Source organism: Flagellimonas sp. 2504JD1-5 (assembly GCF_053618295.1).
Genome location: NZ_JBSIOU010000002.1, coordinates 1581745 through 1595881, shown reverse-complemented (window position 1 = coordinate 1595881; position 14137 = coordinate 1581745). Strand labels below are relative to the sequence as shown.

The following is a 14137-nucleotide window of genomic DNA, read 5'->3' as shown; positions in this document are numbered from 1 at the left end:
GATTAATTTTATTGGAATTTGGGATTTATATTTTGTAAGTGATGGCATTTATATTCATGCCCGCACCAACGCTTGCAAAGATGACAACATCTCCCTTTTTTACTTCGTGATCTTCCAACTCTCCTTTTCGAACCAAATCAAATAGGGTTGGAATGGTAGCCACGGAACTATTACCCAGTTTATGGATGCTCATGGGCATAATATCTGTAGGTGGTTGTTCTCCATACAGGCGATAAAACCTTTTGATAATGGCTTCATCCATTTTTTCATTGGCTTGATGAATGAATATTTTTTTTACATCCTTGATTTTCATTCCACTATCGTCAAGGCAATCTTTCATGGCCTGTGGTACATGGGTACAGGCAAATTCATAGATTTTTCTACCGTGCATTTTTATGTAACGTGTATTGGGGCATCCATCATTTTTATAAGTTTTGTCAAAAAACAGATAGTACGCCTCTCCATTTGCATGGGTAACGGATGCATGGCTCAATATTTCTCCAGATGCACCATCACCTTCAATAATAGCCGCACCAGCTCCATCTGAATAGATCATGCTATCCCTGTCATGTTCATCAACTACCCTTGAAAGGGTTTCGCCTCCAATAACCAAACATTTTTTGGCCAAGCCACTTTTAATAAATGCAGAAGCTTGAATAACTCCTTCTATCCAACCAGGGCAGCCAAATAGCATATCGTAGGCTACGCATTTGGTGTTTTTAATTTTTAGAAGGTGCTTTACCCTTGTGGCAAGACTGGGTAGTGTATCTCCTTGAATTTTTCCAGAGGTTACATCTCCAAAATTGTGCGCGAAAATGATATAATCCAGTTCTTCTTTATCAATTCCTGCATCTTCTATAGCTTTTTCCGCAGCAAGATGCCCAAGATCGGAAGTATTTAAATCAGGGGACGCATATCTTCGTTCCAATATTCCAGTAATGGCCTTGAATTTTTCTATGATCACGGCATTTTCATAATCAAAACCAGAACCATTGGTCTCCAAAAATTCATGTTCAAGAAAATCCTCATTTTTTGTTATAATGGATGGAATGTAACTTCCGGTGCCCGCAATACCGATATTCATAGTTGAGATTTTATAGAATTAAGATAATTTACGTATGTGGATTGTTTTTTAAACCATTAAAACACATACGATGTTCAAATAAGGGTTTAGAGTGTTTTTAATAAAAAAAGACCTTGGATTTATAACAAACCCAAGGCTCTTTGTCAGTATTTATCGTCGATTCCCTATGCCTCGGCATATGCTTCGATAGGGGTACAGGTACAAATCAAATTACGATCCCCAAAGGCTTCGTCTGTCCTACGAATTGTGGGCCAAAACTTGTTTTCTCCTACAAAAGATAATGGGAACGCAGCTTTTTGTCTGCTATAGGGGTAGTTCCAATCATCAGTTGTGAGCATTTCCAAGGTATGGGGAGCGTTCTTTAAAACATTATTTGAATCCTCTGAACTCGCCTCGTCTATTTCTTCTCGAATGGCCAACATGGCTTCACAAAACCTATCCAGTTCGGCTAAACTTTCACTCTCTGTGGGCTCGATCATAATGGTTCCGGCCACCGGAAACGAAACGGTTGGAGCATGAAAACCATAGTCCATAAGTCGTTTGGCGATATCGGTTACCTCAATTCCATGTGCTTTGAACGGTCTGCAATCGATGATCATTTCATGCGCTGCGCGCCCTCTTTCGCCTGTATAGAGAACATCGTATTTTCCTTTGAGCCGGTCTTTGATATAGTTTGCATTTAAAATGGCAATTCTGGTGGATTCTGTCAAACCTTCAGCACCTAACATTTTTATGTAACCATAAGAAATTAAACAAGCCAAAGCACTTCCCCAAGGTGCTGCTGAAATCGCAGTGATGGCTTTTTCGCCTCCTGTGCTAACCACAGGATTTGATGGTAAAAAAGGTTTCAGTTGCTCTGCAACACAGATTGGACCCACACCTGGCCCTCCGCCGCCATGTGGGATGGCAAAGGTTTTGTGAAGATTCAAATGACATACATCGGCCCCAATGGTAGCAGGATTGGTAAGTCCAACTTGGGCATTCATATTTGCACCATCCATATACACCTGCCCTCCATGTTCATGAATCAATTTGGTAACCTCAACAATGGAAGATTCAAATACCCCATGTGTTGATGGGTAGGTTACCATTAAAGCAGCTAAATTCTCTGAATGTAGCACTACTTTATCTGTCAAATCGGCTACATCGATGTTTCCTTTTTCATCTGTTTTGGTAACAACGACCTTCATTCCGGCCATTACGGCCGAAGCAGGATTGGTACCATGTGCTGAAGCAGGAATAATACAAATATTACGGTGTCCTTCTCCACGGGATTCATGATAGGCTCTGATGGTCATTAGTCCAGCATATTCACCTTGCGCTCCAGAGTTGGGCTGTAACGAGGTTGCAGCAAAACCGGTAATTGTTGTAAGTTGTGATTCAAGTTCTTTTAAGGCTATTTGATAACCTTCAGCTTGATCTAATGGTACAAAGGGGTGGATATTGCCCCAATTGGCCCAGCTCAAAGGCAACATTTCAGAAGCGGCATTCAATTTCATGGTACAGGAGCCCAATGAAATCATGGAATGGTTCAACGCCAGGTCTTTTCGTTCCAACTTTTTGATATAACGCATCAATTCGGTCTCGGAATGATAAGAATTGAACACTTCGTGCTCCAAGTAGGGTGCTTTGCGCTGTAATGTTTTTGGAATAATTTCTTCAACAGGAGAAGTTGTTGAAGCATCTTTTTGAATCTGTTGGGATTCCACAAAACAGGAAATCAGAAGTTTCAGTTCATTTTCTGAGAAGGCTTCATTCAATGAAACTGAAACTGAATGCTCATCAATATAATTTAGGTTAATACCTTTACTTTCTGCAACCTCTTTAAGTCGAACGGAATCATTAACTCGAACTTTAATGGTATCAAAAAAGGAGGAGTTCAATTGTTCAAATCCCAAGGAAGTCAAACTTTGAGCTAGTAACTTGGTATAGTCATGAACTTTATCTGCAATGTATTTTAGACCTTTTGGTCCGTGATATACGGCATACATTCCGGCCATGACGGCCAACAACACCTGAGCTGTACAAATATTGGATGTAGCTTTATCTCTTTTTATGTGTTGTTCCCGAGTCTGCAATGCCATTCGTAATGCCCTGTTGCCATCGGTGTCTTTGGTCACACCTATGATTCTACCTGGAATGCTTCGTTTGTAGTCCTCTTTTGTAGCAAAAAAACCGGCATGCGGACCTCCGTAACCCAATGGAATTCCAAAACGTTGTGTGGTTCCGACGACAACGTCAACACCCCATTCTCCTGGTGGGGTAAGTAAAACCAAACTTAAAATATCGGCTGCAACGGCAACTTTTATCTCATTGGCCTTTGCATTTTCCACAAACCCAGCGTAGTCATTTACTTGCCCATGTTTGCCTGGATATTGCAGTAAAGCACCATAAAAATCGGACGAAAAATCAAACTCTTCATGATTTCCAATGACCAATTCAATGCCCAAAGGTGTTGATCTGGTTTGAAGTAGGCTTAAGGTTTGGGGCAATACTTCTTCGGAGACAAAAAACTTGTTTGTCCCGTCCTTTTTTTGCTGTCTGGAACGCACATCGAACAACATGGTCATTGCTTCAGCAGCTGCCGTACTCTCATCTAACAGTGAGGCATTGGCCAATTCCATTCCGGTAAGGTCACTCACCGTGGTTTGAAAATTCAATAATGCTTCCAATCTTCCTTGGGCAATTTCTGCCTGATATGGAGTATACGCCGTATACCATCCTGGATTTTCAAGAATGTTCCTTTTAATCACGGAAGGAGTCAAACTTTCGTGATAACCCAACCCGATATAGGTTTTAAAAACCTTGTTTTTGTCCGCCAGTTGTTGAATGTGGGTAAGGAATTCGTGTTCACTTATCCCTTTTGGAAGATTCAAAGGTTGTTTTAATCGAATGTCATTTGGAATGGTTTCATAAATCAACTGTTCCATATTGTCCACTCCAACGATTTCGAACATCGATTGAAGGTCTTTTTCGGTAATACCGATATGCCGTAAGGCAAACACATCTGTATTCATAGTTAAATCCAATAAAGTGCACAAAATTAGGGATTAATTCGGTGAAAATGGGCAATTTTGAAAACAGCCGTTCCAAAGTTGTTAACCACAAATCAACGTTTTGGTTTGAAAGGTAATTTTTGCAAGATGAAATTGTTGAAACTTTTTTTTGATTTCTATCTAAATGCCAGTATTCATGTGGGTTTAGCTGTGATTTCCTTACTGTGGACCACTACACTTCTTTTAAATGTTCCAATAAATTTTTCACTTTTGGGATTTACCTTTTTTAGCACAATTGTGTGCTATAATTTTGTAAAATATGGCGTTGAGGCGGAAAAGTACTTGATAGTCTCCAATACCTACCATAGAAGCATTCAGATTTTTAGTTTTATCTGCTTCATACCTGCGCTATATTTCTTTATACATCTCGACCAACAAATTTGGATGACCGTATTGGTTTTGGCTGTGATTTCAACCCTGTATGCGATTCCGCTTTTACCTAAAACCACAAATCTGAGAAGTTTGGGAGGGTTCAAAATTTACATTGTGGCCTTGGTTTGGGTCGGATTTACCGTTTTTTTGCCAGTTTTGGACAGGGATATTGCCATTTCATGGGATATATGGATATTATTTGTACAAAGATTTATTTTGGTTCTTGTGCTACTTTTCCCCTTCGAGATCCGTGATTTAAAATGGGATAATGCGCAATTGAAAACCTTGCCTCAAGTACTGGGCATTGAGCCAACAAAAAAACTGGGTATAGTTTTGACCATTGGTGGTTTCCTTCTTACATTTTTGAAAGATGAACTATATCCGGCCGAGATATGGTCCCGATTTGTAATGAGTATTACTTTGGTAAGTGTGTTTCTTTATGGGAAGAAAATGCAAAGAAAGTACTTGGTGTCGTTTTGGGTAGAAGGAATCCCTATTTTATGGTGTGGACTGTTATGGCTGTTGATGGCCTTAGATTAAAGGTGTTTTTCCAAATCTTTTTTCATGGTCTCCTTTTCACTTTCCGACAGTACATTGAGACCAGCTCTATCACATAAGGAAGTCAAAGTAGTATTCTGCTTTGTGAACCTTGCACAAGTTTTACACATAAGAATATGCAATTTAAGCTTAACTATTTGCCAAAGGCTCGCTTCCTTGTATTGCGATTTGTTACATATATCTGAGGCCTCCTCGCATGTAATCTTCATAACTAAAACCAATTTTGATTTAAACAACCCATAAGGGCCGTTCTTGCCCTATGGATCATTACCCACAGGTTGGACGGATTAATTCCAAGTTCATTACAAATATCTTCAGTGCTCATTCCTTGAATGGTTTTCATATTAAAAACCAAGGATTGCTTTTTTGGCAATTTTGAAATGCATTCTTGAATTGCCAATCCGAGTTCTTCATTTTCAATGGTGCTATCGCCATCCCTGCTAAAAGGATCTGCAACTTGTTCCTCGAGCCAATCGCCTTCTGAGTCTGAACTTGCATTATAATTGACCCTAACTTCTGCTTTTCCTTTTTTTGAGTTTATCTTTCGATAATGATCAATTACCTTTCTTTTTAGAATAGCTATCAACCAAGTACGTTCGGCGGCATCGCCCTTGTAATTTTTTGCTGAATTAAGTCCTGCAAAAAAAGTTTCTTGCACTAAATCTTTTGCAATCTCTGCATCACTTACACGAGCCACCGCATAGTTGAAGAGGTAATCTGCATATTGATCTACCCAAGTTTCAGGTTGAAGTTTGTAAGCCACAATTTTTTTTTCAAGAAGTACCAAATGTAATGGATTTTAGTTAATGATTCTATATTTTGTCCATTACAAACAACATAAAAAAGTATCACGAAAAGTTCATGGAACCAGAAATTGGCAAATTGTTAAGAATTGGTTGTCAATCATTTAAGATTTACGGCTATTCCACGGAAATGGTCAATACGGTGTGGGTGTCCATTTGCATATCCATTTGCATGGTTTCTCCCATCAGCATATTCATTTTCATTGGAAGTTTGGTTTCATATCTGGACATGTAATTGTTTTTAATATCATGCTCTAGTTTACCGGAACCTGAGCCCTCAGCTCGAATGATCATGTTTTCCTGGTTGCTATCCAAGGAAAGCGATTGGTCAATATCAAAATAAGCGATACCGTTTTCAATGTTTTTTAAATTATACCTGGTCTTTACATTCATTTCAAGCGGGACCATATTGGCAATGGGAACATTCATTGGTATTTCATTGTCAAAAGTATCACCAATTTTTATAGGGTGTTCGGGGAATAGAATCTGGAGCTGTACCTGTTCAATTGCAGTGGCCAGTATCTCTTTGATGTTAGGAAGTGCATTATTACCTGAAATGGAATCTACCTGCAATTTGTTTCCAGAAGAATATTTACCAAATATTTTAGTGTTTTCAAAAACATTTGGTATTGGAACAGGTTCGTCGTTCATGGACATTTCCATTTCCATTTTATCATAGGAAAGGGTTACCGGAATTTCACCAGCCGAATTTCTAGCACCTGTTATGCTTGTTAGGTTTGCACTGGTTTTTTGTTTCATCCTTATAGGAAGTTCCATCCCATTTTCAGCCATTTTTTGCAAAGTAGCCTCGTCCGCCTGCATATCCATCAAACCACTCATATTTGTTTCCATTTGGGTGGTGTACTTTTTGTTTGGAACAAACTCATATTTAAATACGAAGCTTTCCTGGGCATTCAAACACACCGACAGTATAAGAAATGCGATTAAAAGTGATTGCCTTTTCATGTTTTTACGAATTTATTTGGTTAATAATCCCGCCCTTTCCAAAAGCGCCTCAATTTTGGGTTCTGCACCCCTAAACCGCTTATAGAGCACCATTGGATTTTCGGTACCGCCTTTAGACAGAACATGCTCCTTGAACTTATCCGCTATTTCCTTGTTAAAAATCCCTTTTTCTTTGAAATAGGCAAACGCATCCGCATCCAAAACCTCTGCCCATTTGTAGCTATAGTATCCGGAAGAATAACCCCCTTGGAATATATGTGCGAAGGCTGTGCTCATGCAAGCTTCTGGAGTTTCTGGAAACAAATCAGTGCCGTGAAACGCTTTGGTTTCATATTGTTTAACATCCTTGATATCGGTGGGATTTGTTCCATGCCATGCCATATCCAAGAATCCAAAACTTAGTTGCCGTAAAGTGGCCAAGCCTTCTTGGAAGGTTGCTGAATCTTTAATTTTTTTGACCAAATCCATCGGAATCAATTCACCGGTTTGGTAATGAAAGGCAAAAAGTTCAAGTGCCTCTTTTTCGTAACACCAATTTTCCATTATTTGGCTGGGCAGTTCCACAAAATCCCAATAAACGGATGTTCCCGATAAACTTGGGTAGGTGGTATTGGCCAACATTCCATGTAACCCATGCCCAAACTCATGAAATAGTGTTGTCACCTCGTTAAAAGTGAGTAAGGAGGGTTTGGTTTCCGTAGGTTTGGTGAAATTACAGACATTGGAGATGTGTGGGCGGCTGTTTTTTCCATCCAACTGATATTGTGATTTGTACGAGGTCATCCAGGCACCACCACGCTTACCCGGTCTGGGATGAAAATCAGCATAAAAAAGGGAGATAAAATTATTTGATTCGTCATACACCTCAAAAGTTTTGACTTCCTCATGATATTTTTCAATATCAAAAACTTCTTTGAATGTCAGTCCAAACAATTTTTCAGCAACTTTGAAGACCCCATCAATAACATTTTCAAGCTTAAAATATGGCTTTAGTTTTTCATCATCCAAATTGAACAACTTTTGCTTCAATTTTTCAGAATAGTAAGAACTGTCCCATTTTTGCAATTGGTCAATGCCATCCAAATTTTTAGCATATGCTTCCAAATCAGCAAATTCTTTTTCCGCTGCTGGCTTGGCCTTTTCCAATAATTCGTTCAAAAAGTCAAGAACTTTTTCCGGCTTTTCTGCCATTCGTTCTTCCAAAACAAAATTTGCATGGGTATTGTACCCTAAAAGATTGGCCCGCTCGTGCCGAAGAGAAACAATCTGTAATACATTTTCTTGATTATCTAGCTCATCGCCATGAAAACCTTTACTTCCAAATGCCAGCGATAATTGCTTGCGCAATCCCCTGTTTTTAGCATATTTCATAAAAGGGATATAGCTCGGATAATCCAATGTGATCAACCAGCCTTCATAATCTTTTGATTTCGCCATTTGGGCAGCGGCTTCCTTGGCTCCTTCGGGCAATCCATCCAAATCGGATTCATTGGTCAATAACAGCTCATATTTGTTGGTCTCAGCCAATACGTTTTCTCCGAATTTCAACTTTAATTTGGAAAGTTCGGCATCAATTTCTCGAAGTCTTTTTTTATCCACTTCGTTTAAGTTGGCCCCATTTCGACTAAAACTTTTGTATTTCTTGTCGAGGAGGGTTTGCTGTTCAGGAGAAAGATCTAAGCTTTCTCTTTGGTCATACACTGTTTTTATACGCTGAAAGAGTTCTTGGTTTAAGGTGACATCATTGCTGAATGCGGACAACAATGGGGAGACCTCCTGGGCTATTTGTTGAATTTCGGCATTGGTCTCGGCAGAATTCAGATTGAAAAAAATGCTTGAGATACGATCCAATTGCTTTCCTGAAAAATCCAGGGCTTCCAGTGTATTTTCAAATGTGGGCTCGTTTGAATTGTTTGCAATAACATCGATTTCCTCTCTGGCGGTTTCGATGGCTTCCAAAAAAGCAGGCTTAAAATGCTCGTTTTTGATTTGCTCAAAAGGGGCTTTGTCAAATGATTGGAGAAGAGGATTGTCACGTTTTATAGAAGGCAGGGACATTATATGGTTTTGTTTCTTTTTTGATTAAAAGGTTAAAGGTGTTTGTTTTCGACTTTATCGAGATGTAAATAAAAATCAAAAATTTGGAATTTGTTTTTTGTTATTTGGATTTTCTTACGTCTTCAGCACCTTTGATGACCTTTTCTTTGAGTCCTTGTTTGTAGACTTCGACCTTGTCCAGAACGCATTTATCTGAACTGCCAATGATTTGCGCAGCCAAAATTCCAGCATTTTTAGCACCATTAAGGGCCACAGTGGCCACAGGTACGCCTCCTGGCATTTGTAGAATGGAAAGTACGGAATCCCATCCATCAATGGAATTACTGCTTTTTACCGGAACTCCAATCACCGGCAATGGGGAAAGGGATGCTACCATTCCGGGAAGGTGGGCGGCGCCTCCGGCTCCAGCAATAATCACCGAATAGCCATTTTTGTGGGCATTCTTTCCAAAATCAAACAGTTTTTCAGGGGTTCTGTGTGCAGATACAATGTCCACATCGACCTCAATATCAAATCCTTTTAAAATATCCACTGCATCTTGCATAACTGGGAGGTCGCTGGTACTTCCCATAATAACTGCTACTTTGCTCATGATTTATCTGCTATTACTTTGATGGTTTCCTTAACTTCTTGTGCAATTTCCCGTGCTCTTGCCATATCCTTGTCCACAATGGTCACATGGCCCATTTTACGGAACGGACGGGTTTGTTTTTTACCATAAATGTGGGGAGTTACCCCTTCCATTTCCAAAATGGATTCTATATTTTCATAAACTACATTACCAGTATATCCTTCAGCACCTACCAAATTTACCATAACTCCGGCCACTTTGCTCTCTGTTTTTCCCAATGGCAATCCTAAAATGGCACGGATATGCTGTTCAAATTGATTGGTATAACTGGCCTCAATACTATAATGGCCACTATTGTGCGGTCTTGGGGCCACTTCGTTGACCAAGATTTCGTCCTCTTGGGTCTGAAACATTTCAACGGCAAGCAATCCTACATGCTGTATAGATTCTGATACCTTAAGTGCCACATCTTGTGCCTTCTGGGAAATATGATTCTCAATTCTTGCTGGGCATATAACATACTCAACCTGGTTGGCCTCAGGATGAAATTCCATTTCCACAACGGGATATGTTTTTACCTCTCCTTTTTCGTTTCGAGCAACGATTACTGCCAATTCATTCTTAAAATGAACCATTTCCTCCGCAATGCATTCCACATTGGGCAATCCTTCCAAATCTTCCAACTGTCGTACAACTTTTACACCTTGCCCATCATATCCGAATTGGGCACTTTTCCAAACAAAGGGAAACTGCAGTCCACCATTGGAAATACTGTCTTCTATTTCCGAGGTATAGGCAAACCGGGAAAAGGGAGAGGTTGGAATGCCGTTATCGGTATAAAAAAGCTTCTGTGTGGCTTTGTTTTGAATAATACGAAGCGCTTTTGTTGGAGGAAATACCTTTTTTCCTTCATCTTCCAATTTTTCAAGGGCATCTATGTTTACATTTTCAATTTCTATGGTAAGCACATCCACATCCTTTCCAAAGGCATAAACCGTATCAAAATCGAGCAAACTTCCCTTAATAAATTCATCACAGGCTATTTTGCACGGAGCTTCATTGGAGGAATCCATAACCTTTGTGCGGATGTCCCATTTTCGTGTCTCATAAAGCAACATTTTGCCCAATTGACCACCTCCTAAAATTCCAAGTTTAAAGTTGGAAGAGAAAAAATGCATTGGCTCTTGATTTGGAATGAAAGCAAAAATACATGAATTCCGTGAAGGGATGAAAAACCAAAGGGATTAGAGACCCTAAAAATGTTATCTTTGCCAACCTATTTAAATGAACAACAAGTTGATAAAGCTTCATAACAAGGTGTTCAAGCCCTATTTAAGGGAGAGTCAGATTCTGGAGGCCATTGATAAAATGGCATCCCAAATTGCTGATGACTATAAAGATGAGGTCCCAGTTTTTGTTGGGGTTCTCAATGGAGCTTTTATGTTCGTATCAGACTTTTTAAAGGCATATCAGTATCCTTGCGAAGTTTCGTTTGTAAAGTTGAGCTCTTATCAGGGGTTGACTTCGACCGGTATCGTGGAAACTTTATTGGATGTGCCTGGGAATATTGAAGGTAAAAGCATCATTATTTTAGAAGATGTGATTGATACAGGAAGAACACTGAAGCAACTTGTGCATTTGTTCTCCATGACCAATGCAAAGGAATTTAAAATAGCATCCTTGTTCTATAAATCTGACGTATACAACGGCGAATATGCAATAGACTATGTGGGATTGGAAATTCCCGATACTTTTATTGTAGGATATGGACTGGATTATAAGGAGTTGGGAAGAAATTTAAGAGAAGTGTACCAATTAAACCAAGTAAATATGATCAACCTAGTGCTTTTTGGAAAGCCAGGAGCAGGCAAAGGAACCCAAGCAGGATTTTTGAAGGAAAAATACAATTTAAAACATATTTCGACTGGAGATGTGTTTCGATATAACATTAAAAATGGAACGGAGCTTGGCAAATTGGCCAAATCGTACATGGACAAAGGTGATTTGGTGCCTGATGAGGTTACCATAAATATGTTGAAGGACGAAGTGGAGAAGAACCCTGAAGCTTCGGGATTTATTTTTGATGGTTTTCCACGAACAGCAGCGCAAGCAGAAGCATTGGACAATTTCTTGGCTTCAAAGGACATGAAAGTTGATGCCACAATTGCCTTGGAGGCCGATGATGATGTTTTGGTAAGTCGTTTATTGGAGCGAGGAAAGGAAAGTGGTCGTGCCGACGATCAGGATGAAACCAAAATCCGTAACCGTTTCGATGAGTATAAGCAAAAAACAGCCCCTGTTAGAGCCTATTACGAGAAACAAGACAAATTCCATTCGGTAAACGGTATAGGAGAAATAGTGGAAATTACGGAGCGCTTGAGTCAAGTGATTGATGCTTTCCTGATTTATTGATTTTACCATGTAAAAATGGGTTTTGACCTACAGCCAAACTTGGAAAGTGATTTGGTCAAATTAAGACCCTTAAAGACCGAGGATTTTGATCCACTTTTTAAGATTGCTTCGGACCAAAATATTTGGGAACAACATCCAGATAAAAAAAGATACACCTTGCAAGGGTTTACTAGTTTTTTTGAAGACTCAATAAACTCAAAGGGATGCTTGATTATCATGGACGCGGAATCCAATGATGTTATTGGGAGTTCCCGATTTAAAATACGACCAAATTATAAGGATGCAGTGGAGATAGGATGGACTTTTTTGGCAAGAACGTATTGGGGCGGACATTATAACGGCAAGGTAAAGCAGTTGATGATGGAGTATGCTTTCGGATACGTGAACCAGATTTTGTTTTTTGTTGACAGGAATAATTTTCGTTCCCAAAAAGCAGTCGAAAAGTTAACCGATATAACTGGATTCCCAATATCCATGGATAAAAAGGTCAAACCCGAAGAAGAAAATATAACCTACATAATGCGAAAAAGTTTAACAGCGTAGGACTAATGACCGAAGGTAATTTTGTTGATTATGTAAAAGTGAATCTAGCTTCTGGAAATGGAGGTAAGGGTTCTGTGCACCTACACCGAGAAAAATACATCACCAAAGGTGGACCTGATGGCGGTGATGGCGGTCGTGGCGGGCATGTCATAGTAAGGGGCAATAAAAATCTCTGGACATTGGTGCATTATAGGTTCAAAAAACATTTTAAAGCGGGTCACGGAGAGCATGGAAGCAAAAACCGAAGTACGGGAGCGGATGGCGCGGATGTGTATATGGAGGTGCCTCTTGGAACGGTGATTCGCGATAGTGATACTAACAAAATTCTTTTTGAAATAACCGAGGATGCGGAAGAAAAGATTGTTCTGGAAGGTGGAAAAGGAGGCAGGGGCAACTGGCATTTTAAAAGTCCAACCAACCAAACACCGCGATACGCCCAGCCCGGAATTCCGGGGCAAGAATCCCAAGTGATCTTGGAATTAAAAGTGTTGGCAGATGTTGGTCTGGTCGGGTTCCCAAATGCTGGAAAATCTACCTTACTTTCTGTAATGACCTCGGCCAAACCCAAGATTGCCGATTATGAATTTACTACCTTAAAACCCAACTTGGGTATCGTAGAGTATCGGGATTTTAAAAGTTTTGTAATGGCCGATATTCCAGGAATTATTGAAGGTGCAGCAGAGGGTAAGGGATTGGGCCATTATTTTCTTCGACATATTGAACGTAATGCAACCTTACTTTTTTTAATTCCCGCCGATAGCAATGATATTTCAAAGGAATATGAAATCCTGTTGGACGAATTAAGGCGTTACAATCCGGAGCTTTTGGACAAGGAAAGAATAGTGGCCATCTCCAAAAGCGATATGCTCGACGATGAGCTTATGGGAGAGATGAAAGTTGAACTGGACAAGGACTTTGAAAATGTACCCTACATTTTTATTTCATCGGTTGCCCAACAAGGAATTCAAGAGCTCAAGGATATGCTTTGGAAGCTATTGAACGAATAACCAACCTCTATTCCGTTCAGAACCCAAATATTGATTAATTTTAAAGGTATTCGAAATTGATCATGCGATACCTCGTCCTTATAGTGGTTTATAGCTTGGTCCTCTCATGCGCAGGGGTAAGGGTAAGCTATGATTATGATAAAACCACCAATTTTTCAAACTATACCAGTTACAATTATTTTTCAGACATCAACTCAGGATTGGGGGAGCTTGATGAAAGACGTTTGACCCGTATTTTGGATTCGACCTTACAATCAAAGGGGTATCTTTTGGCCGAAGAACCTGATTTCTTTATCAATATTCTCAGCAGTGAATATAGAAGCTTGTCCAATAATGCAGTTGGAGTAGGTATCGGTGGCGGTGGACGTAATGTAGGTGGAGGTGTGTCGGTAGGCTTGCCCTTGGGCAATTCGGGCATACAGCGCCAAATACAGTTTGATTTTGTAGATGCGCAAAAAGACGCCTTGTTTTGGCAGGCTACAAGTGAAAGTGGATATCGCGATAATGCTTCACCAAGTGTTCGAGAGGACCGATTAGGGGCAGTCGTTAAAAAAGTGTTTTCCAAATTTCCTCCTGAAAAAAAATAATTCCACTTACCCAAGTTAATTTACCGCTTACCATAATCCAATTTTCTGGCAATAGAAGGTGCTTTACTTTTATATTCCGCTTAAGTGTGTAACAAAAGCCAAAAAAAGCGGTCTTATTTC

At 39.7% G+C, this 14137-nt stretch carries 13 protein-coding genes; 5 read left to right on the top strand and 8 right to left on the bottom strand.

The window, feature by feature from the left end; all coding sequences use genetic code 11:
* Positions 1-25: 25 nt before the first annotated feature.
* The gene (locus tag ACULLG_RS16710; protein WP_452127925.1) at positions 26-1084 is read right to left on the bottom strand and encodes a 3-oxoacyl-ACP synthase III family protein; all 1059 of its coding nucleotides are present in this window, start codon (positions 1082-1084) and stop codon (positions 26-28) included.
* 164 nt (positions 1085-1248) lie between these two features.
* Positions 1249-4101 carry an aminomethyl-transferring glycine dehydrogenase gene (gene gcvP, locus ACULLG_RS16705; protein ID WP_452127924.1) on the bottom strand — a complete coding sequence of 951 codons (2853 nt, stop codon included), beginning with the start codon at positions 4099-4101 and terminating at the stop codon, positions 1249-1251.
* A 126-nt stretch (positions 4102-4227) separates the two neighbouring features.
* Between gcvP and ACULLG_RS16700 the strand changes: the two genes are divergently transcribed.
* Positions 4228-5052, top strand: coding sequence for a hypothetical protein (locus ACULLG_RS16700; RefSeq protein WP_452127923.1), 825 nt, complete (start codon positions 4228-4230; stop codon positions 5050-5052).
* Here the strand turns inward: ACULLG_RS16700 and ACULLG_RS16695 are convergent.
* From ACULLG_RS16695 to ACULLG_RS16670, 6 genes are all read right to left on the bottom strand, one after another.
* Positions 5049-5279: a hypothetical protein gene (locus ACULLG_RS16695; RefSeq protein ID WP_452127922.1), complete on the bottom strand. Its 231-nt coding sequence runs from the start codon at positions 5277-5279 to the stop codon at positions 5049-5051. The genes ACULLG_RS16700 and ACULLG_RS16695 overlap by 4 nt on opposite strands.
* A gap of 2 nt (positions 5280-5281) precedes the next feature.
* Entirely contained in the window at positions 5282-5836 is a 555-nt protein-coding gene (locus ACULLG_RS16690) for a sigma-70 family RNA polymerase sigma factor (RefSeq protein ID WP_452127987.1), read from the bottom strand.
* A 154-nt stretch (positions 5837-5990) separates the two neighbouring features.
* The gene (locus ACULLG_RS16685) at positions 5991-6839 is read right to left on the bottom strand and encodes a hypothetical protein (protein WP_452127921.1); all 849 of its coding nucleotides are present in this window, start codon (positions 6837-6839) and stop codon (positions 5991-5993) included.
* Between the two features lie 12 nt (positions 6840-6851).
* Positions 6852-8897 carry a M3 family metallopeptidase gene (locus tag ACULLG_RS16680; protein WP_452127920.1) on the bottom strand — a complete coding sequence of 682 codons (2046 nt, stop codon included), beginning with the start codon at positions 8895-8897 and terminating at the stop codon, positions 6852-6854.
* A gap of 100 nt (positions 8898-8997) precedes the next feature.
* Positions 8998-9489, bottom strand: a complete 492-nt coding sequence (purE, locus tag ACULLG_RS16675; RefSeq protein ID WP_452127919.1) for a 5-(carboxyamino)imidazole ribonucleotide mutase — start codon at positions 9487-9489, stop codon at positions 8998-9000.
* Positions 9486-10646: a 5-(carboxyamino)imidazole ribonucleotide synthase gene (locus tag ACULLG_RS16670; protein WP_452127918.1), complete on the bottom strand. Its 1161-nt coding sequence runs from the start codon at positions 10644-10646 to the stop codon at positions 9486-9488. The genes purE and ACULLG_RS16670 overlap by 4 nt, the downstream gene beginning before the upstream one ends.
* A gap of 118 nt (positions 10647-10764) precedes the next feature.
* Between ACULLG_RS16670 and ACULLG_RS16665 the strand changes: the two genes are divergently transcribed.
* The 4 genes from ACULLG_RS16665 (at position 10765) to ACULLG_RS16650 (ending at position 14017) form a co-directional block, all read left to right on the top strand.
* A complete protein-coding gene (locus ACULLG_RS16665; protein ID WP_452127986.1) occupies positions 10765-11880 on the top strand; it encodes an adenylate kinase in 1116 nt (371 codons plus the stop codon).
* 15 nt (positions 11881-11895) lie between these two features.
* A complete protein-coding gene (locus ACULLG_RS16660) occupies positions 11896-12423 on the top strand; it encodes a GNAT family N-acetyltransferase (protein ID WP_452127917.1) in 528 nt (175 codons plus the stop codon).
* 5 nt (positions 12424-12428) lie between these two features.
* The gene (gene obgE / locus ACULLG_RS16655) at positions 12429-13430 is read left to right on the top strand and encodes a GTPase ObgE (RefSeq protein ID WP_452127916.1); all 1002 of its coding nucleotides are present in this window, start codon (positions 12429-12431) and stop codon (positions 13428-13430) included.
* A gap of 62 nt (positions 13431-13492) precedes the next feature.
* Positions 13493-14017: a DUF4136 domain-containing protein gene (locus tag ACULLG_RS16650; RefSeq protein ID WP_452127915.1), complete on the top strand. Its 525-nt coding sequence runs from the start codon at positions 13493-13495 to the stop codon at positions 14015-14017.
* The last annotated feature ends 120 nt before the right edge of the window (positions 14018-14137 follow it).

Bases quoted from the DNA above. Each gene is read 5' to 3' on its own strand.
- ACULLG_RS16695 (WP_452127922.1), bottom strand. From the start codon at position 5,279: ATGAAGATTACATGCGAGGAGGCCTCAGATATATGTAACAAATCGCAA.
- ACULLG_RS16700 (WP_452127923.1), top strand. From the start codon at position 4,228: ATGAAATTGTTGAAACTTTTTTTTGATTTCTATCTAAATGCCAGTATT.
- gcvP (WP_452127924.1), bottom strand. From the start codon at position 4,101: ATGAATACAGATGTGTTTGCCTTACGGCATATCGGTATTACCGAAAAA.
- ACULLG_RS16650 (WP_452127915.1), top strand. From the start codon at position 13,493: ATGCGATACCTCGTCCTTATAGTGGTTTATAGCTTGGTCCTCTCATGC.
- ACULLG_RS16710 (WP_452127925.1), bottom strand. From the start codon at position 1,084: ATGAATATCGGTATTGCGGGCACCGGAAGTTACATTCCATCCATTATA.
- ACULLG_RS16670 (WP_452127918.1), bottom strand. From the start codon at position 10,646: ATGCATTTTTTCTCTTCCAACTTTAAACTTGGAATTTTAGGAGGTGGT.
- ACULLG_RS16680 (WP_452127920.1), bottom strand. From the start codon at position 8,897: ATGTCCCTGCCTTCTATAAAACGTGACAATCCTCTTCTCCAATCATTT.
- purE (WP_452127919.1), bottom strand. From the start codon at position 9,489: ATGAGCAAAGTAGCAGTTATTATGGGAAGTACCAGCGACCTCCCAGTT.
- ACULLG_RS16685 (WP_452127921.1), bottom strand. From the start codon at position 6,839: ATGAAAAGGCAATCACTTTTAATCGCATTTCTTATACTGTCGGTGTGT.
- ACULLG_RS16660 (WP_452127917.1), top strand. From the start codon at position 11,896: ATGGGTTTTGACCTACAGCCAAACTTGGAAAGTGATTTGGTCAAATTA.
- obgE (WP_452127916.1), top strand. From the start codon at position 12,429: ATGACCGAAGGTAATTTTGTTGATTATGTAAAAGTGAATCTAGCTTCT.